The following is a 24,225-nucleotide window of genomic DNA, read 5'->3' as shown; positions in this document are numbered from 1 at the left end:
GGCCCCGCCCCCGGGTGAACCGGGTGCGGGGCCCTCGTACAGGCACAGGCGGAATCAGAAACGGCGCGTGATCAGCGCACGCTTGACTTCCTGGATCGCCTTCGTGACCTCGATGCCACGCGGGCACGCGTCGGTGCAGTTGAAGGTCGTGCGGCAGCGCCACACGCCGTCCTTGTCGTTCAGGATCTCCAGCCGCTGCTCGCCGGCCTCGTCACGCGAGTCGAAGATGAAGCGGTGCGCGTTGACGATCGCGGCCGGGCCGAAGTACTGGCCGTCGTTCCAGAACACCGGGCACGAGGACGTGCACGCGGCGCACAGGATGCACTTGGTGGTGTCGTCGAAGCGCTCGCGGTCCTCGGCGGACTGCAGGCGCTCGCGCGTCGGCTCGTTGCCCTTGGTGACCAGGAACGGCATGACGTCCCGGTACGCCTGGAAGAAGGGCTCCATGTCGACGACGAGGTCCTTCATCACCGTGAGGCCCTTGATGGCCTCGACGGTGATCGGCTTCTCCGGGTTGATGTCCTTGATCAGCGTCTTGCAGGCGAGCCTGTTCTTGCCGTTGATCCGCATCGCGTCGGAGCCGCAGATGCCGTGCGCGCAGGAGCGGCGGAAGGTCAGCGTGCCGTCGAGGTCCCACTTGATCTTGTGGAGACCGTCGAGCACGCGCTCCTTCGGGTCGATCTCGATCTGGAAGTCCTGCCACTGCGCCTCGTCCGAGATCTCGGGGTTGAAGCGGCGGATCCGGAACGTGACCGTGATGAAGGGGGAAGCGGCGGCCGCCTCCTCCATCTTGTCCATCTTGTCCGTCTTGGACAGGGTCGGGGTTCCCATCAGTACTTACGCTCCATCGGCTGGTAGCGGGTGACGACGACGGGCTTGTAGTCCAGCCGGACGGAGTCCTTGCCGTCGTCGCCGACCTCGCGGTACGCCATGGTGTGGCGCATGAAGTTGACGTCGTCGCGGTTCGGGTAGTCCTCGCGGTAGTGGCCGCCGCGGGACTCCTTGCGCGCCAGCGCGGACACGGCCATGACCTCGGCCAGGTCGAGCAGGTTGCCCAGCTCGATGGCTTCCAGCAGGTCCGTGTTGAAGCGCTTGCCCTTGTCCTGGACGGACACGTTCTTGTAGCGCTCGCGCAGCTCCGCGATCTTCTCGACCGCGGTCTTGATGGTCTGCTCCGTACGGAACACCATCACGCACGCGTCCATCGTCTCCTGGAGCTCCAGGCGCAGCTCGGCGACCCGCTCCTTGCCCGTGGAGTTGCGCAGGTGCTCGACGAGGTCGATGACCTGCTGCGCCGGGTTCTCCGGCAGCTCGACGTAGTCGTTGGCGTGGGCGTACGCGGCCGCCGCGATGCCCGAGCGCTTGCCGAAGACGTTGATGTCCAGCAGCGAGTTGGTGCCCAGGCGGTTGGCGCCGTGCACCGACACGCACGCGACCTCGCCGGCCGCGTACAGGCCCGGGACGACGGTGGTGTTGTCCATGAGGACCTCACCCTCGACGTTCGTCGGGATGCCGCCCATGGCGTAGTGCGCGGTGGGCTGGATCGGGATCGGGTCCGTGTACGGCTCGATGCCCAGGTAGGTGCGCGCGAACTCGGTGATGTCCGGGAGCTTCGCGTCGAGCTGCTCCGGCGGGAGGTGCGTCAGGTCCAGGTACACGTGGTCGCCGGCGGGACCGCAGCCGCGGCCCTCGCGGATCTCGGTGTAGATGGAGCGCGAGACGACGTCACGGGACGCGAGGTCCTTCATGACCGGCGCGTACTTCTCCATGAAGCGCTCGCCGTCCTTGTTGCGGAGGATGCCGCCCTCACCGCGGGCGCCCTCCGTCAGCAGGATGCCCATGCGCCAGATGCCCGTCGGGTGGAACTGGAAGAACTCCATGTCCTCCAGCGGCAGGCCGCGGCGGTAGCAGGCCGCCTGGCCGTCACCCGTGAGGGTGTGCGCGTTGGAGGTCACCTTGAAGAACTTGCCGGTGCCGCCGGAGGCGTAGATGACGGACTTGGCCTGGAACACGTGGATCTCGCCGGTGGCGAGCTCGTACGCGACCACACCGGCCGACTTCTTGACGCCGTCCTCCTCGACCAGGAGCTGGTCCAGGACGTAGAACTCGTTGAAGAACTCCACGCCCTCCTTGACGCAGTTCTGGTACAGCGTCTGGAGGATCATGTGGCCCGTGCGGTCCGCGGCGTAGCAGGACCGGCGGACCGGCGCCTCGCCGTGGTTGCGTGAGTGGCCGCCGAAGCGGCGCTGGTCGATGGTGCCGTCCGGGGTGCGGTTGAACGGCAGGCCCATCTTCTCCAGGTCGAGGACCGCGTCGATGGCCTCCTTCGCCAGGATCTCGGCGGCGTCCTGGTCGACCAGGTAGTCACCGCCCTTGACCGTGTCGAAGGTGTGCCACTCCCAGTTGTCCTCTTCCACGTTGGCCAGCGCGGCGGCCATGCCGCCCTGCGCGGCGCCCGTGTGGGAGCGGGTGGGGTAGAGCTTCGTCAGCACGGCGGTGCGGCTGCGCTTCGTCGCCTCGATGGCGGCGCGCATGCCCGCGCCACCGGCGCCGACGATGACGGTGTCGTACTTGTGGATCTTCATGAGTCGAATCGCCTCAGCCCGTGCCTAGCGGATGTTCGGGTCGAAGGTGAAGATCACCAGCGTGCCCAGAAGGATGGTGAACACCGTGGCGGTGTAGAGCAGGCCCTTCAGCCACAGCCGCGTGTTGGCGCGCTCCGCGTAGTCGTTGATGACGGTACGCAGACCGTTGGCGCCGTGCAGCATGGCCAGCCACAGCATCAGCAGGTCCCAGACCTGCCAGAACGGGGACGCCCAGCGGCCGGCCACGAAGGCGAAGCCGATCTTGGAGACGCCGCCGTCGAGCACCAGCTGGATCAGCAGGTGGCCGATGACCAGGACGACGAGGACGATGCCCGAGAGGCGCATGAAGAGCCACGCGGCCATCTCGAAGTTGCCGCGGGTCGAGCGCGGGGTCTTGCCGGTGCGCTTGCGCGGGGCCTCGATGTACGGCGCGGGGTTGTCGGTGTCGTAGAGGGACACGCCCTCGACGTCACCGATGCCCTTTTCGAAAGAAGTGTCAGAAGACATGCGTGTCACTTCCCGAACAGTTCGAGGTACGCGTGGTTCAGGACGGGGTACACGGCCCCGGCCATCAGCACGATCCAAATGCTCACGACGGTCCAGAGCATCTGCTTCTGGTAGCGCGGGCCCTTGGACCAGAAGTCCACGGCGATGACACGGAGACCGTTGAGCGCGTGGAAGAGGATTGCGGCGACGAGGCCGTACTCCAGCAGCGCGACGATCGGGGTCTTGTAGGTAGCCACGACATCGTCGTACGCCTCGGGGGAGACGCGGACGAGAGCGGTGTCGAGGACGTGTACGAACAGGAAGAAGAAAATGAGGACGCCGGTGACTCGATGAGCCACCCAGGACCACATTCCTTCCCGGCCGCGGTACAACGTTCCAGCCGGCACGGAAAACCCTCCGGAAGCGGGGCGGGGGCCAGCCGGCTTCTTTGTCGGTCGGGCCCGGCCGGGTACGGTCCTCCGGCCCCGGACATCGTAGCGACGCTTTGTCGGTTCCCTCGCCCGGGGTCCTCCGGTGTGATCAAACAGGCACGTACGGGCTATCCCACAGGGGCGAATAGCCCGATTTCCGGAGCAGACGGCCCATTCGCAGAGGTCAGCCAGCGCGTCAGGTCCAGCAGTCGGGCCTGTGCGACCCGGCGCAGCTCGTCCGCGGAGATCGAGCGCTCCTCGTCCACCTCGTGCCCCATCCGCCGCCGGATCGCCGCCAGCAGCTGGTCCGCCTGCTCCTCCGGCGGATGCCCGTCGAGGCAGATCACGAAGGCGTGGCCGAACTTCCGTTCGTACTCGGCGTGGGCCGCGTCGAGGGCCAGCAGCGCGGCGTACGGGGCCCCGTGGGCCAGTTCCACCGAGAACTCGGCGGCCAGCGCCTCCGACAGGTCCGACTGGGAGAGGTCGTAGGAGGCCTCGTCCGCGGCGGCGAGCAAAGCGCCGGAATCGGGGTAGGGGCGGTGTGCGGCCACCCGGTGCGCCCAGCGCAGACTGCCACAGCAGTGCATCAGGGCCGCACGGGCGGCTTCGGGGGACAGGGCGTTGAACCGCGCCAGCCCGGAGCCGTGAGAGGAGTCGGAGCTGCCGCGGGCCTGTGCCGGAAGGTGGCTGGTGGACAGCAGGGGGCTCCTCGGGGCGTGGCGCGGGTGTACCGCCACGCTATCGACGCAAGGCAGGCTGTGTCGTACCCATTCGGGGATTTCACCCGGAAGTGAGCCGAAAGGATGACGTGGGCGCCAGAGACGGGAACGAGAAGGGGAGGGCGACCGAGGCCGCCACCCCCCACAGGAGAGGCCCCGGCCGCCATCCGTCACGGACTCGTGCGACAAGCCCGTACCCCTGTCAGCGCCCTGAGTGCGTTTTGTGTCACACCTCGCTCCGCGCAGGATTGGTTGCTCGTTGTACAACTCGTGGACGAGAGGTGCTTGAAAGCCGTAACGTGCTGATTTGCGCCACACGTACAGGACAGTGAACGGGTTGGGGACTTTGCTGGGGGACGACGCGGAGCTGACCGCCGCGGTGCTCGCGGCACAGGACGGCGACGAGAACGCGTTCCGTGCTGTGTACCGCGCCGTGCACCCGCGCCTGCTCGGATACGTACGCACGCTCGTCGGGGACGGCGAGGCGGAGGACGTGACCTCCGAGGCCTGGCTGCAGATCGCCCGCGACCTCGATTCCTTCACCGGCGACGCCGACCGCTTCCGCGGCTGGGCCGCCCGTATTGCCCGCAATCGCGCCCTGGATCACATCCGGATGCGCGGCCGCCGGCCCGCCATCGGCGGCGATGAGACGGAACTCACGGGCTGGGCCGCCGAGTGCGACACCGCGGGCGCGGCGATGGAGGCCCTCTCCACCGGAATGACCATGGCGCTCATCGCGCAGCTTCCGCAGGATCAGGCGGAAGCGGTCGTTCTACGGGTCGTGGTCGGACTGGACGCCAAGAGCGCCGCCGAGACCCTCGGCAAGCGGCCCGGAGCCGTACGCACCGCCGCGCACCGGGGCCTCAAGAAGCTGGCGGAGCTGCTCGGCGACGATCCGGACTCGGATCTGGAGGGCCGGGTCGGCCATAATGCCGGTGGCCAGGCACGGGACGGCGGGGGCGGGAGGGATCTCGACGCCGTACCCGCACAGCGCGGCCATGGCGGGGGCCTCGTAGAACAAACCGGTGTGACGCATTCACGTTGGCGGACGCAGAAGGACATGTGATGGCCGACGAGCGCGACAGGTGGCTGGACGCAGCCGCGGCGGAACGACTGCTGCGCGGAGAACCGGTGGAACCTGTGGGGCCGGCCGCCGAAACCCGAGGCCGCAACGAAGCGGCCCGGCTGCGCGCCGCCCTCGACTCCCTCGACGCACTGCGCGCCCCCGCGCCGGCCGGCGCGGAACTGCCCGGCGAGGCCGCGGCGCTGGCCGCCTTCCGCGCGGCGCGCGGCGCGGCCGGTCCGGCAGCGGCCGGCTCCCCGGCTCCGGGCTCCGGCGAACCCCTGGTCGACCTCGGCCGCACCGTCATCGGCAGCACCGCGGTCTCCGTACCCCGGCGCGGCCGGCCCGTGCGCTTCGGCCTGGCGGCGGCCCTGGCGAGCATCGCGGTCGGCGGACTGGCCGCCGCGGCCGGGGCCGGACTGCTGGACCAGCCCCGGCGCACCACCGCGGGCCCCGGCCCGGCCATGTCCGTCAGCGCGGACGGCAGCCCGACGCAGGGCGCCGCCGGCGAGTCGCCCACGCTCGGCCCGCAGCTCCGGCCCGATCCGCTGCCCCACGACCCCGGGGCGTCGGCGTCCGCGGGCACGGGGCGGACGCCGGGCGGCAGCGGGGAACTGTCGACGACGGACGGTGGAACCGCCGCGGGCTCCGGCGCCTCGCCGGGCGCCGGCGCGACCGGCGGCTCGGGCAAGGACGCCCAGGGCGGCAAGGACGGGGACCGGCAGGGCTTCGGCAGCGGAGGCGGAACCGGAAGCGGCGACAAGGACCGCGACCGGGACCGCGAGAACCACCGCAGGGCCGTGGACCTCTGCAAGGACTACCGGGCCGGCCACCTCAACGACGACCGGCGCAAGCGGCTCTCGGCCTTCGCAAACGGTCTCGCGCGGATCCCGTTCTACTGCGAGGCGCTGCTCGACGGGGTCACCGACGGCAGCCGGCGTGCCGAAGCCCCGGTGGACGGCGTGCTCAAGGCCCCGACCCTGGCGCCGGCCCTCTCGGGAAGCCCGACGACCGGCCGCTGACCGGCTGCCGATCCGCTGACGATCCGCCGTGGATCTGCCGTGGATCCGCCGCCGGGACCCGGGCCGGGACCCGATCCGGCACATGACCTGACGCATATGCCGACCCGCCTGTAACACTTTTCGAACCGGTGACGCAGTACGTAACGAGCCGACTGGTCATCGGCCGCGCATGAGCCGGGGTTCCCCCCGTACCTCTGGGCTCTGCGCAACCGGCGCGGGCGGGGCACGTTCCCCCGGCCCTGCCCGCGCCCTTTACTTCTGACCGGCCCGCCCGAGGGCGGCCGGCCCCCGGCCTCACCAGTAGACGACGACCTTGTCGCCGACCTGGACCTGGTCGAAGAGGGCGGACAGCTTCCCCTTGTCCCGGACGTTCACGCAGCCGTGCGAGGCGCCGTTGTAGCCGCGGGCCGCGAAGTCGGCCGAGTAGTGCACCGCCTGGCCGCCGCTGAAGAACATCGCGTACGGCATCGGCGTGTGGTAGATCGTCGACGTCCAGTCCTTGGCCTTCCAGCCCACGTTGAACACGCCCTCGCGGGTCGGGGTGTTCTCCGAGCCGAAGCGCACGTCCATCGTGGAGAGGACCTTGCCGTCGATCATCCAGGCGAGGGTGCGGCTCTCCTTGCTGATGCACATGACCCGGCCCTCCATGCAGCGCGGGTCCGGCGCGTCCGGCTCGTTGACCGTCGGCGGGTTCAACTCGTCGGCGGTGGGCTTCTTCGTGTCGCTCTGGATCTTCTTCCAGGTGGCCTCGTCGACCGAACCGGTCGGGTTCAGGCCGTTCTTCGACTGGAAGGACTTGACCGCCGCGGTGGTCTTCGTGCCGTAGAAACCGGTCGGTGCGACCGACATCAGCTTGAGCTGCCGCAGGCGTGCCTGGAGCTCGCGCACCTGATCGCTGTCGTCGCCGTTGGCCATGATCTGCTTCACGGCGGGCGAGGACGAGGCGGACGGGGACGCCGAGGCGGAGGCGGAGGGCGAGGCCGAGGTCGACGGCGAGGCCTCGGCCGGCTTGTTGTCCGTGGACGGCGATGCTTCGGGTGTGGCCCCCGCCGCGGGCGAGGACGGAGCCGAGGAAGCGGAGCCCGTGGACTCGGCCTTCTGCGGTCCGCAGGCGGTCGCGGCGAGCGCGACGGCGGTGGCCACCCCGAGCGCGCGGATTATGACTCTCTGGCGGTGCATTGCAGTCCCCCGATTTCTACGTCGTGTATCTAGGTGATGCCTCGCGCGCGTGGAGAGTTGCACTCCGTCCCGGGATGTTGCGCCATTGTGACCAGGGCCCGTCCGCGGCCTTACGAAGCGATGAGCGACCGGGGCACTCCCGGCGTTCGCCGGGGGAGTTGTATCAGCCCCGGGCCCGGTCGCTCTACGGAAGGTTCGTCACATGGCACGCACCGAGAGCGGAAACCCGATCGAACCCGTCTACGGGCCCGGCGATCTGACGGGATGGGACCCGGAGGTCGAACTGGGGCAGCCGGGGGCATTCCCGTACACCCGGGGCATCTACCCGAGCATGTACACCGGACGGCCGTGGACCATGCGGCAGTACGCCGGCTTCGGCACGGCCGCCGAGTCCAACGCCCGGTACCGGCAGCTCATCGCGGGCGGCGGGACCGGGCTGTCCGTGGCCTTCGACCTGCCGACCCAGATGGGGCACGACTCCGACGCCCCGCTCGCGCGCGGCGAGGTCGGCAAGGTCGGGGTCGCCATCGACTCCCTCGACGACATGCGGATCCTGTTCGACGGGATCCCCCTCGACCGGGTCTCCACCTCGATGACCATCAACGCGCCGGCCGCGCTGCTCCTGCTGCTCTACCAACTGGTCGCGGAGGAACAGGGCATCTCGGGCGCGCAGCTGACGGGCACCGTCCAGAACGACGTGCTGAAGGAGTACATCGCGCGCGGGACGTACATCTTCCCGCCCGGGCCCTCGCTGCGGCTGACGGCCGACACCTTCCGCTACTGCCGGGCCGAGATCCCCAAGTGGAACACCATCTCCATCTCCGGCTACCACATGGCCGAAGCGGGGGCCTCGCCCGCGCAGGAGGTGGCCTTCACGCTCGCCGACGGCATCGCGTACGTCCGTACGGCGCTGGCGGCCGGGATGGCGGTCGACGAGTTCGCACCCCGGCTCTCCTTCTTCTTCGTGGCCCGCACCACCCTGCTGGAGGAGGTCGCGAAGTTCCGGGCGGCCCGCCGGATCTGGGCCCGGGTCATGCGGGAGGAGTTCGGGGCGCGGGACCCGAAATCGCTGATGCTGCGCTTCCACACCCAGACGGCCGGGGTCCAGCTGACGGCGCAGCAGCCCGAGCTGAATCTCGTACGGGTGGCCGTGCAGGCACTGGCCGCCGTGCTCGGCGGCACGCAGTCGCTGCACACCAACTCCTTCGACGAGGCCATCGCGCTGCCGACGGAGAAGTCCGCCCGCCTCGCGCTGCGCACCCAGCAGGTGCTCGCGTACGAGACGGACGTGCCGCACACCGTGGACCCCTTCGCCGGCTCGTACGCCGTGGAGCGGATGACGGACGAGCTGGAGGCGGCCGCCCTCGACCTGATGCGGCGGGTGGAGGACCAGGGCGGGGCGGTGTCCGCGATCGAGAACGGCTTCCAGAAGGGGGAGATCGAGCGGAACGCCTATCGCATCGCGCAGGAGACCGAGAGGGGGGAGCGGGTGGTCGTCGGCGTCAACCGCTTCGCGCTGGAGCGGGAGGAGCCGTACGAGCCGCTGCGCGTGGACCCGGCGATCGAGGCGCGCCAGTGCGAGGCCCTCGCCCGGCTGCGGGCGGAGCGGGACGGGGCGGCGGTGGAGACCGCGCTCGGGGCGCTGCGCGAGGCGGCGGCGGGGACGGAGAACGTGCTCCCTCCGATGAAGGAGGCACTGCGGGCCCGGGCCACGGTGGGGGAGGTGTGCGGGGCGCTGCGGGAGGTGTGGGGGACGTACGAGCCGACGGATTCCACATGGTGAAACCCATTGGACTGTCAGGTGCGTCCTCATGGGACACTCCTGCACATGCTGGGTGTCACCGATCTGCCGACGTACCTCGCCGGCCTCGTACTGATCATTCTTCTGCCGGGTCCGAACTCGCTGTACGTGCTCTCCGTAGCCGCACGGCGCGGGGTGCGCACCGGCTACAAGGCCGCCGCCGGGGTGTTCACCGGCGACGCCGTCCTCATGCTGCTGACCGCGGTGGGCGCCGGGGCGCTGCTCCAGGCGAGCCCGCTGGTGTTCACCGTGGTGAAGGTGCTCGGAGCCGGGTACCTGGCATGGCTGGCCGTGGGGATGATGCGGGGCGCCTGGGCGCTGTGGCGCACGCGCCGCGAGCGCGGGGAGGCGCCGGCCGCCGCCCCCGCCGATCCGGGCGAGAGCGAGCGGCCCTACCGGCGGGCGCTGCTGATCAGCCTCCTCAACCCGAAGGCCATCCTCTTCCTGATGTCCTTCTTCGTGCAGTTCGTGGACCCGTCCTACGCCTACCCGGCCCTGTCGTTCCTGGTCCTGGGCGGGCTGCTGCAGACCGGCAGCTTCCTGTACCTGACGCTGCTGATCTTCGGCGGCACCCGCCTGTCCGCCGCCTTCCGCCGGCGCAAGCGGCTGTCGGCCGGCGCGACCTCGGCGGCGGGCGTGCTGTTCCTCGGTTTCGCGGCCAAGCTCGCCGTCAGCTGAGGACGCGGCGCAGCCGCCGGGCCACGCGCCGCACCGCCCGGCTCCGCGGCAGGAACGACAGCTGGGCGGGGATGCCGCCGGGCAGGCCGAGGGAGGTCAGCCGGCGGCGGGTGAAGTAGCGCCAGGTGCGGTCGGTCAGGTGCCGGGCCAGGTAGTCCTCGGCGGCCGGCCGGCGCGCGGTGAGGATGTTGGGCTGCATGGTGAACCCGACGGCGGTGACCAGTCCGGTGAGGTCGGCGGGCGACTCGCGGGGCTCCGCCCCGGCATCCGCCAGGTCCGGGACCAGGGCGTCCACCAGCGTCAGCGGGATCCGGTTGCTGTTCGGGTACGGGGTCAGGCGGGCCAGTATGGTGTCGGTACCGGTCCGGGCCACCGGGAGCCCGTACAGCGTGGCGGCGGTCAGCAGGCCGGTGGAGAAGCAGCCGACGACCAGCGCCGGCTGCAGCCGCTGGTAGAGGGCCTCGGCCAGGACCGGAGTGCCGATCACGGTCATGCGGGCGCCGAGCCGCTCGGCCTCCGCCTCCGCGCGGCGCGAGTAGGCGACGGGGGCGCTGGGGTGCGGTTTGAAGACCAGCTCGGTGTGGCCCAGCGCGTGCGCGCCCCGGACCATCGAGACGTGGAGCTCCTCCTCCTCGTCCGGGGTCATGAGGTCGAGCGCCGAGAGGTACTGGCCCAGGAGCAGCGCGGGGGACGCGCCGATGCCGTCCAGGTCGGGGTCGTGCGCGGGCAGCTCCGCCAGGACCTTCAGGAACGGCTCGGTCGGCACCAGCTCGGCCCGTACCCCGAACTCGGTCAGCAGCAGCGGCTCCAGTCCCGGTACGAGGTCCAGGTGGAGCACCCGCCGGACCCGCATCCCGAGCTGCGGGTCGAGGCGGAAGCGGGTGGGCCCGTAGCTCATCAGCCCGTCCGCGTAGACGTCGACCGCGGCTCCCGGGAAGAGCCGGCACAGGGTCTGGGCGGGCGGCACCTGGAGGGACTCGACGATCAGCTCGACGCGGTCCTCGCCGAGGCCCCACAGGGTGCGCAGCTGCCGTTCCCACAGGGGGACGTCCTCCGTGCGCGGGGCCCATGTGCTCGGGTGCTGCGGGGCGATGGTCCGGTTCCAGTCGAGCACCTCGTCGAAGCGGGTGCGCAGGGTGGCGAAGCCCGGCATGTCCGCCACGCCGGGGCTGACCTCGGCGGTGACCGAGTGGTTGCTGGTCAGCAGGATGCGGCGGTCGGCGGGCGGGAAGGAGCCGGCGTCGATGCCGGCGGCGAGGGTGGCCGCGCCGTAGAGGGTGGAGGCCAGGAAGATCTGCGTGGGCATCAGGCGGTCGCCCCCGAGGGGGAGGCGGTGCGGCCGACGCGGCCCCTGAGGCCGGCCAGGCCGGTGAGGCGGCCGCCGGCGCGCACGCGGCGCAGCAGGGTGGAGCGTTCCACGTCCATCGAGTCCAGGACCCGGTCCAGCACGTCCTGGGGCATGCGCGCGAGTGCGTCCGTGCTCATCGAACGGAGTTTTTTGGCCACAGCCGGTTCGAACCTCTCGATGGAACCGAAATGGTGCGCGATAATCGCGCAATATGTTCGGACGGCTTTCGGGAGCAGCAGGTCGGATTCCCGGTCGATGAGGACCTCCGACAGTACTTGATCAAATGCGCGGATGAAATCGAGCTGCCGTTCGTCACCGATTTGCGTCAGCGAGGTGGAAACCCCGCGCCGGTAGAAGATTCCGGGCAATCCGACCGCGGCGAAGGACTCCGCCTCACGGTGCAGCCGCCAGATCCACGGCCGGTCCTCCGCCGTCCGCAGACCGTCGGTGAAGTGCAGCAGCCCGCGGTCCAGCAGCCGCCGGTGGTACATGCCGGCCCACGCGTACGGGTAGTCCACCGAAGTGGCCCGGTCGGCGGGCAGGATCGCGGAGCGCGGGTCGGCCACGACCGACTGCGGACCGTACGGGACGCGGCGCACGCTCCGCGCCCTGCCGGTGCACTGCACGTGGTCGGTGCGGACGAAGTCGCATCTCAGGGCCTCTATGGCGGCCAGCGTGCGGGCCAGGTGGCCGGGGGCCAGCCAGTCGTCCCCGTCGAGGAAGGCGAGGTACTCGCCGCGGGCCGCGTCCAGACCGGTGTTCCGCGCGGTGGCCAGGCCGCCGTTCCGCTCGTGTCTGAGGAGCACCGCCCCGGGCAGCTCGCGCGCCGCCCGCTCCAACAGGCCGGGCGTCCCGTCCGTCGCGCAGTCGTCGACGAGCAGGAACTCGAAATCATCCCGGGCGTTGAGTTCGAGACTCTTCAGGGCATCCGGTGCGTATGTCTGCACGTTGTAGAACGGCACGACAACAGAGAGCTTGGGCACCCGCACGACATTAGGACGCCGCTTGGCATTCACTGTGGCCCGGATGAGGATTCCACATGAACGGCGCGGGGCGGGCGCATTAACCCAGACAGATTCGCATGACGTAGACGGGTTGTTAACCCTCTGTTGTGCATTCGTTGGGCCGATCACCGAATTTGCGGAATAGCTTCTGCCGCGTGCCAGAACGCAAACGCGTCGCCGTACTCGCCGATTCCGATACGCGATGGAAATGGGGCGCACTCACCGCCCGCCGTCTCGTGCCCGACCACCAGCTCACCGGATACCTGCTGCGCGGCAGAGCCACCCCCACCGCGCGCCAGCTCGGCGAGGTGGGGGTCCAGGCCGACCGGCTGACCGAGGTGACCTGCGCGGAGTTCCTCACCGAACTCGGGCAGGAGGAATACGACGTCGTCGTCCTCGCCCTCGTCGGCGGGGCCGTCCAGGCCGTCCTGCACGGGGCCCGCGCCCTGTGGCCCGCGCCGGCGGCCCGGCCCGTCCTCGTCACCGGCTACGTGGGCGTCGTATACGAGAAGCTCGCCGACGGGCTGCTGCTGCGGCACGGAGCCGACCTCGTCCTCGCCAACTCCCGCCACGACGCGGAGCGGTTCCGAGCCGTCTACGAGGGGGTCGGGGCGGACGCGGACGCCGTCACCGAGACCGCGCTGCCCTTCCTCGGCGGTGCGCCGTACGAGCCGGCCGGGAGCCGGGCCCACACGGTGGTCTTCGCCGTCCAGCCCTCGGTGCCCGACGGCCGTGCCGACCGCGCCTACCTGCTGGAGCGGGCGGCCCGGCACGCGCGGCTGCACCCCGAGCGGGAGGTGCTGATCAAACTGCGCAGCCGGCCCGGGGAGCACACCACGCACCTGGAGGAGCAGCCCTACCAGCGGCTCGCCGCCAAGATCCCCGGCGGGCTGCCGCCCAACTGCCGCCTCGTGTACGGGAACATGGGCGAGGTGCTGGACGGCACCGACCTGCTGGTCACCGTCTCCTCCACCGCCGCCCTGGAGTCCCTGCACCGCTCCATCCCGACGGCCGTCCTCACCGACCTCGGCATCCGCGAAGCCCTCGGCAACCACCACTTCCTCGGCTCGGGCTGCCTGGCCTCGTGGGACCAGCTCGACGCGGGTCTGCTCCCGCAGGGGGATGCGGAGTGGCTCGCCGCCCAAGGAGTCCGCCCTGCCGGGGCGGCTGCCGGGCATGCTGCGCACGTGGCGGGCTCGGCTGAGCCGGCGGTCGCCGCGCCGGCTGCGCCTGGGTCGGCTGCGCCTGGGTCGGCTGCGCCTGGGTCGGCTACGGCTGGGTCGGCTACGCCGCACGCGGCCCCGCCGGGTCCCGCTGCCGCGGGCGCGGACGCCTACACCGCCGCGCGGGCGCGGGTCGCCGAGCTGGTGGGACGGCCCCAACTACCCTCTCCCGCCCCGTACTACACGCTCACCACCGCCCCCGGGTACCTGCCCGGGATCCTCGCCCGGCACCACCTCGCCCCCGACGGGACACCGCTGCCCAGCGCTGCCCGCCCGACGGCGCGTGAGTCCCGGCTGCGCCGCCTGCTCCGCGCCCACCTTCGCGACGCCGCCCGGGGGGCGTACCGGCACGGCGTGCAGCGCGTGGCCCCCGTGATCCGCCGGATGGGGGAGCTGTGAGCGCCCGCCGCGGAACGCCCCGCGTGCTCGCCGTGATCCCGGCGCGCGGCGGCTCCAAGGGGGTTCCGGGGAAGAACCTCGCCGAGGTGGCCGGGGTCCCGCTCGTGGCCCGGGCCGTCCGGGCCTGCCTCGCCGCGCCGACCGTCACCGACGTGGTGGTCTCCACCGACTCCGCGGACATCGCCGGCGCGGCCCGCGCCGCCGGAGCCGATGTGATCTCCCGCCCCGCCGCCATCTCCGGAGACACGGCGAGCAGCGAAGCCGCCCTCCTGCACGCCCTCGACGCCTTCGAGGAGCTGCACTCCCTCACCGTGGACGTGGTCCTCCTCGTCCAGTGCACCAGCCCCTTCCTCACCCCCTCGGACGTCGAGTCGGTCGCCGCCGCCGTCGCATCCGGCGCGGCCGACTCGGCCCTCACCGTCGCCCCCTTCCACGGATTCCTGTGGCGGGACCACGACGGGGAGGGCGCCGGCGTCAACCACGACAAGGCCGTCCGGCCCCGCCGCCAGGACCGCCCCCAGGACCTGCTGGAGACCGGCGCCGCCTACGCCATGGACACCACCGGCTTCCGGGCCGCCCGGCACCGGTTCTTCGGCCGCACCCTCCCCGTCGCCACCGACCCCGCGCGGGTCCTGGAGATCGACGACCCGCACGACCTGGAGCGGGCCCGCCTGCTCGCCCCGCTGTTCGCCCCACCGCACCACGCCCCGCGTACCGAACGAAGGACGTCACCTGCCATGACCGCCGTCACCCCCAACTCCCGCCTGCGCCCCTTCGGTTCGCGCATCGCCGGCCCCGGTCACCCGGTCTACGTCGTCGGCGAGATCGGCATCAACCACAACGGCGACCTCGGCAATGCCTTCGCCCTCATCGACGCCGCCGCCGAAGCCGGCTGCGACGCCGTGAAGTTCCAGAAGCGGACCCCCGAGATCTGCACCCCGCGCGACCAGTGGGACATCGAGCGCGACACCCCCTGGGGCCGCATGACCTACATCGACTACCGCCACAAGGTCGAGTTCGGCGAGGCCGAGTACCGCGCCATCGACGAGCACTGCACCAAGCGCGGCATCGACTGGTTCGCCTCCCCGTGGGACACCGAGGCCGTCGCCTTCCTGGAGAAGTTCGACCTCCCCGCCCACAAGGTCGCCTCCGCGTCGCTCACCGACGACGAGCTGCTGCGCGCCCTGCGCGCCACCGGCCGCACCGTCGTCCTGTCCACCGGCATGTCCACCCCGAAGCAGATCCGCCACGCGGTGGAGGTGCTCGGCAGCGACAACATCCTTCTCTGCCACGCCACTTCGACCTACCCGGCCAAGGCCGAGGAGCTCAACCTGCGGGTGATCAACACCCTGCAGGAGGAGTACCCCAACGTCCCGATCGGCTACTCCGGCCACGAGACGGGCCTGCAGACCACCCTCGCCGCCGTCGCCCTCGGCGCCGCCTTCGTCGAGCGGCACATCACCCTCGACCGCGCGATGTGGGGCTCCGACCAGGCCGCCTCCGTCGAGCCCGGCGGCCTCACCCGCCTGGTCCGCGACATCCGCACCATCGAGACCGCCCTCGGCGACGGCATCAAGCGCGTCTACGACTCCGAGCTCGGCCCCATGAAGAAGCTCCGCCGCGTCCAGGGCGAGCTCGCCGCGGTCTGACCCGCGGTCTTGCCCCGAGATGAGCGGTCCGCCCCCGATATGAGGAGTACGCCGTGCCCCCTTCCGGCCCCACGCTGGCGTTCGTCGAGAGTCCGGTCCAACTCCTGAACGTGCTGGAGTGGGCACACGCGGAAAGTGCCGGGCCCCGAGGCCCGCGGCTGGACGGCGTCCCGCGCCAGGCCCGCCGCGCGGTCGCGCAGGACGCCGTGGCCGACCCCGCTGCCGGGCCCGCGTCCGACCCGGATCCCGACGCAGGCGCGGACGGGGCCGGCCCCGACCTCGACCACCGCCGGGCCGGCGCGGCCGAGTGGCTGCGGATCGTGGTCCTGCCGCCCACCGACCCCATGTCCAGGGGACAGCTGCGCCGGATCGCCGCGATCGCCCGCGACGAGGGGTGCGCCGTCCAGTGGCAGGAGGCCCGCGGCGGCTCGGGGGCTCCGCTCAGGGCGCTCGCCGCCCTCGCCGGGGACGTCCGCAAGGCCGGGCGGATCGTGGTGGGCGACCCCTTCTCCCGCTTCGTGCAGCTGCTGCTCTTCCCGGCCCGGGCCGCCGAGCTGGTGGTCGTGGACGACGGCACCGCGACCATGGAGTTCATGGCGCAGCTGGGCCGCGGGGAGCGGCTGCGCCGCTGGCACCGCACCGGCGGCGGGGCCCTCTCCCGGGTGCGCGAGCTCGTGTACGCCCCGGTCTCCGGGCGGGCCCGGCGGCAACTGACCCCCGGTGAGGGCCGCAGCGTGGAGGTCTTCACCTCCATGCCCGTCGTCCCGCTGCCCGGCATGACCCTCCGGGTCAACGACTTCGCCTGGACCCGCGCCCGCTTCGGCCCGCCCCGGCTCACCAAGGGCACCGACCTCGTCGGTACCTCGCTCGTGGAGACCGGGGTGGTGGACCCGGCCCGCTATCTGGACGCGGTGCGCGCCCTGACCGTGGAGCACGGCGCCACCCGCTACTTCGCGCACCGCCGGGAGTCGCCGGAGAAGCTGCGCGCGCTCAGCGAGGCGACCGGGCTGGAGATCGTACGGCCGGACCTGCCGCTGGAGCTGATCGCGCGGCGCGGACCCGTCGGACGTACGATCGTCAGCTTTCCGTCCACGGTCGTCCACACGCTGCCGTACGCCCTGGCCGGTACCGGTGTGACCGTCGCCGTATGCGATATCGACCCCGACTGGCTCACCGGGTCCGCGTCCCCGCGCGCCCGCAGCTTCCTCGCCGGGGTCACCGACACGGCCCGCGATGTGCACAGACTCGCAGCCCAGGCGGCTCCTGCGGCCGGATGAGCGCGCGAGTTTACCCCCCGGTCTGCCCGGTCATGCGTCCAGAGGCCGGGTTTCTTTCCCCTAACGGCATGAACTTTTCGTGATCCCCGGCCAGTTGACCCGTCCGTGCGCCTACCCTTCAACGGGTGAACCAGTTGATGTCCCGCGAGTCCCAGACCGCCCAGCCCGCCGTGTCCGAGCGGCCCGAGCTGCCCGGCAAACTTCCGGACCACCTGCGTGCCGAACTGATCGCCTTCCGCCGGGACTTGCACATGCACCCGGAGCTCGGACACCAGGAATTCCGCACCACGGCCGCGATCAAGGCCCGGCTCGAGAAAGCCGGCCTCCGACCACGGGTGCTGAAGTCCGGCACGGGTCTGATCTGTGACGTGGGCACGTGGGAATCAGAGGGGGCGCGCAGCTCGTTTGAGGGTGGTGGTGGGCGACGGGCGGGCGTACGGCCGATGCTGGCCCTGCGCGCGGACATCGACGCCCTGCCCATTCCGGACGCCAAGACGCACGTCTCGTACCGCTCGACCTTCCCGGACCGCGCCCACGCCTGCGGCCACGACGTGCACACCGCCGTCGTCCTCGGCGCCGGCCTGGTCCTCGCCGAGCTCGACCGCCAGGGCCTGCTGCCCCGGCCGGTGCGGCTGCTGTTCCAGCCCGCCGAGGAGGTGCTCCCGGGCGGGGCGACCGACGCCATCGAGTCCGGGGTCCTGGACGGAGTGGGGAAGATGATCGCCGTGCACTGCGACCCCCGGGTCGACGCGGGCCGGATCGGGCTGCGGCCCGGCCCCATCACCTCGGCCTGCGACCGGCTGGAGGTCAGCCTCTCCGGCTCCGGCGGGCACACCGCGCGGCCGCACCTGACCACCGACCTGGTGACGGCCGCCGCGCGGGTGGCCGTGGACGTCCCGGCCCTGCTGACGCGGCGGATGGACGCCCGGTCGGGCATGTCGGTCACCTGGGGCCGGATCGAGGCCGGACACGCCTGCAACGTCATCCCGATGCACGCGGAGCTGTCCGGAACCGTTCGGTGCCTGGACCTGAACGCCTGGCACGAGGCCCCCGACATGATCCACGCGGCGATCGACGAGGTCGCGACCATGCACGGGGCCAAGTTCGAGATCAACCACGTCCGCGGAGTGCCGCCGGTGGTCAACGACCCGGTGATCACCGAACTGCTCCGCGAGTCGATGACGGTCCGCTGCGGCGCCGAGTCGATCGAGGACACCGAGCAGAGCCTGGGCGGGGAGGACTTCTCCTGGTACCTGGAGCATGTCCCGGGCGCCATGGCCCGCCTGGGGGTCCGCATCCCCGGTGACACGGCCAAGCGGGACCTGCACCGGGGCGACTTCGACGTGGACGAGTCCGCGATCGCCGTCGGAGTGGAGTTCTTCACGGCCGCGGCCCTGCTGGACGGCCGCCGCACCGGCCATGTGAGGTAAAGCCCGGGGCAAGGTCCGTACAACATCTGCGCGCCTCCCGGCGCAGGTGTCCAGCCCTTGGTACACAAGGGCTGGACACCAGTCGTGTTACCGATCGGTCACTGTCCGGTTCACGACGATCCGATAACGACTCATGAACGGGCCTTTAACTGACATCTACGCGCGTTACGATCGCGGCGAAACCAGCGCCGGTCGTGGCGCTTCGGTCAGGTTTTGAAGGAGCCTCCCCTTGCGCCGGATCACCAGGATCGCCACCGTGGGCATCGCGTCCGCGGCGCTGGCCCTCTCGGCCACCGCCTGTGGCGGTAAGAAGTCGTCGGACACCGGATCTTCCCCCTCGGCGGGCGAAGCCAGCGCCGCCATCGCGTACGACATCGGTGGCCGCGGCGACCAGTCGTTCAACGACGCCGCGTTCGCGGGTCTCGAGCAGGCCAAGAACGACCTGAAGATCAAGACCGCCGAGGCGGAGCCCACGGACGGCGAGGGCGAGGCCGACAAGGTCCAGCGCCTCACCGAGCTGGCCCGCAAGGGCAACAACCCGGTCATCGGCGTCGGCTTCGCCTACGCCCCGGCCATCAAGAAGGTCGCGCCGAAGTTCCCGAAGACCACCTTCGGCATCATCGACGACACCTCGGTGACCGGCCCGAACATCGCCAACCTCGTCTTCAACGAGGAGCAGGGCTCCTACCTGGCCGGCGTCGCCGCCGCCAAGGTGTCCAAGACCGGCACGGTCGGCTTCATCGGCGGCGTCGAGGTTCCGCTGATCAAGAAGTTCGAGGCGGGCTTCGCCCAGGGCGTCAAGGACACCAACCCGAACGCCAAGGTGCTCTCCCAGTACCTGACCCAGCCGCCGAACTTCGACGGTTTCGCCAAGCCCGACCTCGGCAAGGCCGCCGCGCAGGGTCAGATCGACGCGGGCGCCGACGTGGTCTACGCCGCCGCCGGTCTCGCCGGCTCGGGTGCCATCGAGGCCGCCTCGGCCAAGGGCAAGTGGGCCATCGGTGTCGACTCCGACCAGTACAACCAGGCCGGCCTGGCGAAGTACAAGGAGCACATCCTGACCTCGGTCACCAAGGACGTGCAGGACTCGGTCTTCAACCTGATCAAGTCGGTCAAGGACGGCAAGCCGGAGACCGGTGAGATCCGCTACGGCCTGGACAAGGACGGCGTCGGCCTGGCCGACTCCAACCCCGAGTACAAGAAGATGGCCGACGTCATCGCCGCGGTGGAGAAGGCCAAGGCCGACATCATCGCCAAGAAGATCAACGTCAAGACCGCCCCGTAGGGCCGTCTCTGACAGGTAGTCGTGGTCTCCGGGGTCCGGGAAGCGGTCTCTATCGCTCCCGGGCCCCGGACCGCGTCCGCCCTTGAGTCCGTGATCCGCGTGGCCGGTTGGCCACAGGTTTTCACTTTCGACAGTGCTACGCGCGTAGAAGCATCGTGGACGCGATACTTTCTCTCCCCGCCCTGTCCTCCTGCCTCCCGCTCCTTCCGCGCCAAGGAGAGTGCGTCATCAACGCGTCCAGCCCCCCTCTCGCCGTAGAACTGCACGGCATCACCAAGCGTTTCCCCGGCGTCGTCGCCAACAAGGACATCGCGATCAGCGTCCGCAAGGGCACGGTCCACGCCTTGATCGGCGAGAACGGTGCCGGCAAGTCGACCCTGATGAAGATCCTCTACGGCATGCAGAAGCCGGACGAGGGCACCATCGCCATCGACGGGGAGCAGGTCTCCTTCAGCAGCCCCGGCGACGCCATCGCCCGCGGCATCGGCATGGTGCACCAGCACTTCATGCTCGCCGACAACCTCACCGTCCTGGAGAACGTGGTTCTCGGCGGCGAGAAGCTGTACGGCATCGGCGCGAAGGCCCGTAAGAAGATCAAGGAGATCTCGGACGCGTACGGCCTCGGCGTACGTCCCGACGCCCTGGTCGAGGACCTCGGTGTCGCCGACCGGCAGCGCGTGGAGATCCTCAAGGTCCTCTACCGCGGCGCGAAGATCCTCATCCTCGACGAGCCGACCGCCGTGCTCGTGCCGCAGGAAGTGGACGCGCTCTTCGACAACCTGCGCGAGCTCAAGGCCGAGGGCCTGACCGTCATCTTCATCTCGCACAAGCTGGGCGAGGTGCTTAAGGTCGCCGACGACATCACCGTCATCCGGCGCGGCACCACGGTCGGCACCGCCGACCCGAAGACCGCCACCACCAAGCAGCTCGCCGAGCTGATGGTCGGCTCCGAGCTGCCGTCGCCCGAGACCCGCGAGTCCACGGTGACCACCACCCCGATGCTCAAGGTCGACGGCCTGCGCCTGGCCGCGACCGACCCGGACGGTGTGGTCCGCGAGGTGCTCGCCGGCATCGACTTCACCATCCACAAGGGTGAGGTGCTCGGCATCGCCGGCGTCGAGGGCAACGGGCAGACCGAGCTCATCGAGGCCCTCATGGGCATGAGCATCCCCGACGGCGGCACCATCGCGCTGGACGGCGCGGACATCTCCACCGTCGCGACGCGCAAGCGCCGCGAGGGCGGCATCGGCTACATCCCCGAGGACCGCCACCGGCACGGCCTGCTGCTGGAATCCCCGCTGTGGGAGAACCGCATCCTCGGCCACGTCACCGAGGCGCCCAACTCCAAGCGCGGCATCCTCGACCCGAAGGCCGCCCGCAAGGACACCGAGCGGATCGTGCGCGAGTACGACGTCCGCACGCCCGGCATCGAGGTCACCGCGGCCTCGCTCTCCGGCGGCAACCAGCAGAAGCTGATCGTCGGCCGCGAGATGAGCCACAACCCGAAGTTCCTCATCGCCGCCCACCCCACCCGCGGTGTGGACGTCGGTGCGCAGGCGCAGATCTGGGACGCGATCCGCGAGGCCCGCCGCGAGGGCCTGGCCGTGCTCCTGATCTCCGCCGACCTGGACGAGCTCATCGGCCTGTCCGACACCCTGCGTGTGATCTACCGCGGCCGCCTGGTCGCGGACGCCGACCCCGCGACCGTGACCCCCGAAGAGCTCGGCACCGCCATGACGGGCGCCGCCTCCGGGCACCTGGAAGCCACCGACAACCACTCCGCCGCCGGTACCGACGCTGGTACCGACTCCCCGGAGGACGAGGTCCGATGAAGAAACTCGACAAGGACCGGCTGCTCCTCGGCTTCGCCGGGCCCGCGCTCGCGCTCCTCAGCGCCTTCCTGCTGACCGTGCTCGTGCTGGCCGCGACGGGCATCGACCCGATCGAGCCGCTGCGCCTGATGGTGGAGAACGCCGGCTACGAGGACGTCCAGGTCCTCATCGTGAACCAGGCCGGCACGTACTACCTGGCAGCCCTGGCCGTGGCCATCGGCTTCCGGATGAACCTCTTCAACATCGGCGTCGACGGCCAGTACCGCCTCGCGGCCATGCTCTCCGCCGTGGTCGGCGCGGCCGTGGCCCTGCCCGGTCCGCTGCACCTGCTGCTGATCGTCCTCGTGGCGATGCTCGTCGGTGCCTTCTGGTCCGGCATCGCCGGTGTCCTCAAGGCCAAGCGCGGGGTGAGCGAGGTCGTCTCCACGATCATGCTGAACGCCATCGCGACCAGCCTGATCGCCTGGCTGATGCTGACGAAGAACCTCGGCGTCCAGCTGGAGGGCTCCAACGACCTGACGACCGGCGACATCGCCGAGTCGGGCTGGTTCCCCGCCGTGACCATCGGCGACGGGCTGGAGATCTACGGCTTCACCTTCGTGGCCTTCGCCCTCGGCATCGTCTACTGGTTCGCGCTCAACCGCACCCGCTTCGGCTTCGACCTGCGCGCCACCGGCGCCAGCGAGTCCGCCGCCCAGGCCTCGGGCGTCGACGCCAAGAAGATGATCATCACTGCGATGCTCATCTCCGGCGCGGTCGCGGGCCTGGCCGGCATGCCGCAGCTGCTGGGCGAGACCCACACGTACAACCTGGCCTTCCCGACCGGTGTCGGCTTCACCGGCATCACCATCGCGCTGCTCGGCCGCAACAGCCCGGTCGGCATCCTCTTCGCCGCCTTCCTGATGGCCTTCATCGACAAGGCCTCGGCCTCGCTCGACCAGGCCGGGTACGCGAAGGAGATCGGCACGATCATGAAGGGCCTGATCGTGATCGCGGTCGTCGTCTCGTACGAACTCGTCCGCCGCTACGGCATCCGGCGCCAGCAGCAGAAGGTCGGCGAAGAGCTCGCCGCCGGGCACGCCATCAAGACCGACAAGGAGGTCGCGGCGTGAGCACCAGCACTGTTTCCGCGACGGCTGCCGCCCCGAAGAAGTCCGGCGGCCGCAAGAAGCTCACCCTGCCCTGGATCATGCTGATCATCGCGGGCGGCCTCGCGCTCGTCTCGGTGGTCCGCCTGATCAGCGGGGCGAACGACCTGACCTCCGTCGGCCAGGTCTCCGGCGCCCTCTCGCTCGCGGTGCCGATCGGCCTCGCCGGTCTCGGCGGCCTGTGGGCCGAGCGCGCGGGCGTCGTCAACATCGGCCTCGAAGGCATGATGATCCTCGGCACCTGGTTCGGTGCCTGGGCGGGCTACCAGTGGGGTCCGTGGACCGGTGTGCTCGTCGGCATCGCCGGCGGCGCCGTCGGCGGCCTGCTGCACGCGATCATCACGGTCACCTTCAACGTCAACCACATCGTCTCCGGTGTGGCCATCAACATCCTGGCGCTGGGCTTCACCCAGTACCTGTCGAACTTCACCTTCGCGGACGCGCCCGGCGGCTCCTCCAAGCAGTCGCCGCAGGTCGAGCCGATCTACAAGATCACCGTGCCGGGGCTGTCCGACTGGATGTCCGATCTGCAGGGCAAGCACTGGTTCTTCATCTCGGACCTCGCCGGCGTCATCGGCGGCCTGGTCACCGAGCTGTCGCTGCTGACGGTCGTCGCCCTGCTGCTGATCCCCGGCACCTGGTGGGTGCTGTGGCGGACCACCTTCGGTCTGCGGCTGCGCTCCTGCGGTGAGAACCCCACCGCAGCCGAGTCCCTCGGCGTCAACGTCTACAAGTACAAGTACATCGCCGTGATCGTCTCGGGCGCCCTGGCGGGCCTCGGCGGCGTGTACCTGTCCGAGGTCGCCAGCCCGATCTACCAGGAGGGCCAGACCGGCGGCCGCGGCTACATCGGTCTCGCCGCCATGATCTTCGGCAACTGGATGCCGGGCGGCATGGCGCTGGGCGCGGGCCTGTTCGGCTTCATCGACAGCCTCAAGCTGCGCGGTGGCGCCACGAACGTCCACGCGATGCTGCTGCTGATCGCGATCCTGCTGGTGCTGGTCTGCGCCTGGCAGCTGTACAAGAAGAAGTACCTCCAGGCCGGCATCTCGGCGGTCTGCGCCGCGCTGCTGTTCCTCTGGTACGCGCTCACCGACTCGGTGCCGAGCCAGTTCGTGGACGCCGCCCCGTACGTGACCACCCTGCTGGTGCTCGCGCTGTCCGCGCAGCGCCTGCGGATGCCGAAGGCGGACGGCATGCCGTACCGCAAGGGCCAGGGCAAGTGACGACGGCGCACACCGTCGACTGGGAGGCCCTGCGCGAGGCCGCCCGGGACGCCATGTCCCGGGCCTACGCCCCGTACTCGCACTTCCCGGTCGGCGTCGCCGCGCTCGTCGACGACGGCCGCACCGTCGTCGGCTGCAACGTGGAGAACGCCAGCTACGGACTCAGCCTGTGCGCCGAGTGCGGGCTGGTCTCCTCCCTCCAGGCCACGGGCGGCGGCCGGCTGACGCACTTCACCTGCGTCGACGGCCGGGGCGAGATCCTCGTCCCGTGCGGCCGCTGCCGCCAGCTGCTGTTCGAATTCGGCGGACCGGAACTGCTGGTGGAGACCCCGAAGGGGATCCTTCCGCTGGCGGAGATGCTGCCGCAGGCCTTCGGGCCCGACCACTTGAGATAGCCGTGCCGACGGCCCTCCACCCTCCTGGGCGGAGGGCCGTCGTAC

21 protein-coding genes and 1 pseudogene are annotated in these 24,225 nt (G+C 70.7%); 14 read left to right on the top strand and 8 right to left on the bottom strand.

What is annotated here, in order from left to right:
• Positions 1-54: 54 nt before the first annotated feature.
• From ACFWBN_RS31500 to ACFWBN_RS31480, 5 genes are all read right to left on the bottom strand, one after another.
• Complete coding sequence (locus ACFWBN_RS31500; protein WP_385182381.1) at positions 55-831, bottom strand: succinate dehydrogenase iron-sulfur subunit; 777 nt, start codon at positions 829-831, stop codon at positions 55-57.
• Positions 831-2,585: a succinate dehydrogenase flavoprotein subunit gene (gene sdhA / locus ACFWBN_RS31495; protein ID WP_385182378.1), complete on the bottom strand. Its 1,755-nt coding sequence runs from the start codon at positions 2,583-2,585 to the stop codon at positions 831-833. The genes ACFWBN_RS31500 and sdhA overlap by 1 nt, the downstream gene beginning before the upstream one ends.
• A gap of 24 nt (positions 2,586-2,609) precedes the next feature.
• Positions 2,610-3,092 carry a succinate dehydrogenase hydrophobic membrane anchor subunit gene (locus tag ACFWBN_RS31490; RefSeq protein WP_385182375.1) on the bottom strand — a complete coding sequence of 161 codons (483 nt, stop codon included), beginning with the start codon at positions 3,090-3,092 and terminating at the stop codon, positions 2,610-2,612.
• Between the two features lie 5 nt (positions 3,093-3,097).
• Entirely contained in the window at positions 3,098-3,478 is a 381-nt protein-coding gene (gene sdhC / locus ACFWBN_RS31485; RefSeq protein ID WP_365917729.1) for a succinate dehydrogenase, cytochrome b556 subunit, read from the bottom strand.
• A 152-nt stretch (positions 3,479-3,630) separates the two neighbouring features.
• Entirely contained in the window at positions 3,631-4,239 is a 609-nt protein-coding gene (locus ACFWBN_RS31480) for a 2-oxo-4-hydroxy-4-carboxy-5-ureidoimidazoline decarboxylase (RefSeq protein WP_385182370.1), read from the bottom strand.
• A 328-nt stretch (positions 4,240-4,567) separates the two neighbouring features.
• Between ACFWBN_RS31480 and ACFWBN_RS31475 the strand changes: the two genes are divergently transcribed.
• Positions 4,568-5,287 carry an RNA polymerase sigma factor gene (locus tag ACFWBN_RS31475; RefSeq protein WP_385182410.1) on the top strand — a complete coding sequence of 240 codons (720 nt, stop codon included), beginning with the start codon at positions 4,568-4,570 and terminating at the stop codon, positions 5,285-5,287.
• A complete protein-coding gene (locus ACFWBN_RS31470) occupies positions 5,287-6,306 on the top strand; it encodes a hypothetical protein (protein ID WP_385182366.1) in 1,020 nt (339 codons plus the stop codon). The genes ACFWBN_RS31475 and ACFWBN_RS31470 overlap by 1 nt, the downstream gene beginning before the upstream one ends.
• Positions 6,307-6,600: 294 nt before the next feature.
• Here ACFWBN_RS31470 and ACFWBN_RS31465 read toward each other — a convergent pair whose 3' ends face one another.
• Complete coding sequence (locus tag ACFWBN_RS31465; RefSeq protein WP_385182363.1) at positions 6,601-7,485, bottom strand: peptidoglycan-binding protein; 885 nt, start codon at positions 7,483-7,485, stop codon at positions 6,601-6,603.
• Positions 7,486-7,687: 202 nt separating this feature from the next.
• On the opposite strand from ACFWBN_RS31465, the gene ACFWBN_RS31460 reads away from it, so the two are divergent.
• Positions 7,688-9,268 (top strand): methylmalonyl-CoA mutase, encoded by a 1,581-nt coding sequence (locus ACFWBN_RS31460; protein ID WP_385182360.1) that lies wholly within the window; start codon positions 7,688-7,690, stop codon positions 9,266-9,268.
• Between the two features lie 45 nt (positions 9,269-9,313).
• Positions 9,314-9,964, top strand: a complete 651-nt coding sequence (gene leuE, locus ACFWBN_RS31455) for a leucine efflux protein LeuE (protein ID WP_385182358.1) — start codon at positions 9,314-9,316, stop codon at positions 9,962-9,964.
• On the opposite strand, the gene ACFWBN_RS31450 is transcribed toward leuE, so the two are convergent.
• Together ACFWBN_RS31450 and ACFWBN_RS31445 are read right to left on the bottom strand one after the other, a co-directional pair.
• Entirely contained in the window at positions 9,957-11,270 is a 1,314-nt protein-coding gene (locus ACFWBN_RS31450) for a polysialyltransferase family glycosyltransferase (RefSeq protein WP_385182356.1), read from the bottom strand. The two genes, leuE and ACFWBN_RS31450, sit on opposite strands and share 8 nt — an antisense overlap.
• Positions 11,270-12,295, bottom strand: coding sequence for a glycosyltransferase family 2 protein (locus tag ACFWBN_RS31445; protein WP_385182353.1), 1,026 nt, complete (start codon positions 12,293-12,295; stop codon positions 11,270-11,272). Before ACFWBN_RS31445 ends, ACFWBN_RS31450 begins: the two co-directional genes overlap by 1 nt.
• A gap of 176 nt (positions 12,296-12,471) precedes the next feature.
• Here ACFWBN_RS31445 and ACFWBN_RS31440 point away from each other — a divergent pair, with 176 nt between their 5' ends.
• The 10 genes and pseudogenes from ACFWBN_RS31440 (at position 12,472) to ACFWBN_RS31395 (ending at position 24,180) form a co-directional block, all read left to right on the top strand.
• Positions 12,472-13,938 carry a DUF6716 putative glycosyltransferase gene (locus ACFWBN_RS31440; RefSeq protein WP_385182350.1) on the top strand — a complete coding sequence of 489 codons (1,467 nt, stop codon included), beginning with the start codon at positions 12,472-12,474 and terminating at the stop codon, positions 13,936-13,938.
• A pseudogene (locus tag ACFWBN_RS31435) lies at positions 13,935-14,348 on the top strand (cytidylyltransferase domain-containing protein); the annotation flags it as partial. The gene ACFWBN_RS31440 and the pseudogene ACFWBN_RS31435, both read left to right, overlap by 4 nt.
• A gap of 327 nt (positions 14,349-14,675) precedes the next feature.
• The gene (locus ACFWBN_RS31430) at positions 14,676-15,587 is read left to right on the top strand and encodes an N-acetylneuraminate synthase family protein (protein WP_385182407.1); all 912 of its coding nucleotides are present in this window, start codon (positions 14,676-14,678) and stop codon (positions 15,585-15,587) included.
• A gap of 53 nt (positions 15,588-15,640) precedes the next feature.
• Positions 15,641-16,864 carry a hypothetical protein gene (locus tag ACFWBN_RS31425; RefSeq protein WP_385182348.1) on the top strand — a complete coding sequence of 408 codons (1,224 nt, stop codon included), beginning with the start codon at positions 15,641-15,643 and terminating at the stop codon, positions 16,862-16,864.
• 137 nt (positions 16,865-17,001) lie between these two features.
• Positions 17,002-18,294 (top strand): amidohydrolase, encoded by a 1,293-nt coding sequence (locus ACFWBN_RS31420; protein ID WP_385182405.1) that lies wholly within the window; start codon positions 17,002-17,004, stop codon positions 18,292-18,294.
• A gap of 229 nt (positions 18,295-18,523) precedes the next feature.
• Positions 18,524-19,579, top strand: a complete 1,056-nt coding sequence (locus tag ACFWBN_RS31415; RefSeq protein WP_385182345.1) for a BMP family protein — start codon at positions 18,524-18,526, stop codon at positions 19,577-19,579.
• A 227-nt stretch (positions 19,580-19,806) separates the two neighbouring features.
• Entirely contained in the window at positions 19,807-21,411 is a 1,605-nt protein-coding gene (locus ACFWBN_RS31410; protein WP_385182403.1) for an ABC transporter ATP-binding protein, read from the top strand.
• Positions 21,408-22,523: an ABC transporter permease gene (locus tag ACFWBN_RS31405; protein WP_385182343.1), complete on the top strand. Its 1,116-nt coding sequence runs from the start codon at positions 21,408-21,410 to the stop codon at positions 22,521-22,523. The genes ACFWBN_RS31410 and ACFWBN_RS31405 overlap by 4 nt, the downstream gene beginning before the upstream one ends.
• The gene (locus ACFWBN_RS31400; protein WP_385182341.1) at positions 22,520-23,785 is read left to right on the top strand and encodes an ABC transporter permease; all 1,266 of its coding nucleotides are present in this window, start codon (positions 22,520-22,522) and stop codon (positions 23,783-23,785) included. Before ACFWBN_RS31405 ends, ACFWBN_RS31400 begins: the two co-directional genes overlap by 4 nt.
• Positions 23,782-24,180, top strand: a complete 399-nt coding sequence (locus ACFWBN_RS31395; protein ID WP_385182338.1) for a cytidine deaminase — start codon at positions 23,782-23,784, stop codon at positions 24,178-24,180. The genes ACFWBN_RS31400 and ACFWBN_RS31395 overlap by 4 nt, the downstream gene beginning before the upstream one ends.
• The last annotated feature ends 45 nt before the right edge of the window (positions 24,181-24,225 follow it).

The organism is Streptomyces sp. NPDC059989 (assembly GCF_042736975.1).
Lineage (GTDB): Bacteria > Actinomycetota > Actinomycetes > Streptomycetales > Streptomycetaceae > Streptomyces.
Note: the sequence above shows the minus strand (reverse complement) of the source record. Positions and strands in the feature narration are given on the sequence as shown.

Coding starts and splice junctions, on each gene's coding strand:
- ACFWBN_RS31500 (WP_385182381.1), bottom strand. CDS start 831: ATGGGAACCCCGACCCTGTCCAAGACGGACAAGATGGACAAGATGGAG.
- sdhA (WP_385182378.1), bottom strand. CDS start 2,585: ATGAAGATCCACAAGTACGACACCGTCATCGTCGGCGCCGGTGGCGCG.
- ACFWBN_RS31490 (WP_385182375.1), bottom strand. CDS start 3,092: ATGTCTTCTGACACTTCTTTCGAAAAGGGCATCGGTGACGTCGAGGGC.
- ACFWBN_RS31470 (WP_385182366.1), top strand. CDS start 5,287: ATGGCCGACGAGCGCGACAGGTGGCTGGACGCAGCCGCGGCGGAACGA.
- ACFWBN_RS31465 (WP_385182363.1), bottom strand. CDS start 7,485: ATGCACCGCCAGAGAGTCATAATCCGCGCGCTCGGGGTGGCCACCGCC.
- ACFWBN_RS31460 (WP_385182360.1), top strand. CDS start 7,688: ATGGCACGCACCGAGAGCGGAAACCCGATCGAACCCGTCTACGGGCCC.
- leuE (WP_385182358.1), top strand. CDS start 9,314: ATGCTGGGTGTCACCGATCTGCCGACGTACCTCGCCGGCCTCGTACTG.
- ACFWBN_RS31450 (WP_385182356.1), bottom strand. CDS start 11,270: ATGCCCACGCAGATCTTCCTGGCCTCCACCCTCTACGGCGCGGCCACC.
- ACFWBN_RS31430 (WP_385182407.1), top strand. CDS start 14,676: ATGACCGCCGTCACCCCCAACTCCCGCCTGCGCCCCTTCGGTTCGCGC.
- ACFWBN_RS31420 (WP_385182405.1), top strand. CDS start 17,002: ATGTCCCGCGAGTCCCAGACCGCCCAGCCCGCCGTGTCCGAGCGGCCC.
- ACFWBN_RS31405 (WP_385182343.1), top strand. CDS start 21,408: ATGAAGAAACTCGACAAGGACCGGCTGCTCCTCGGCTTCGCCGGGCCC.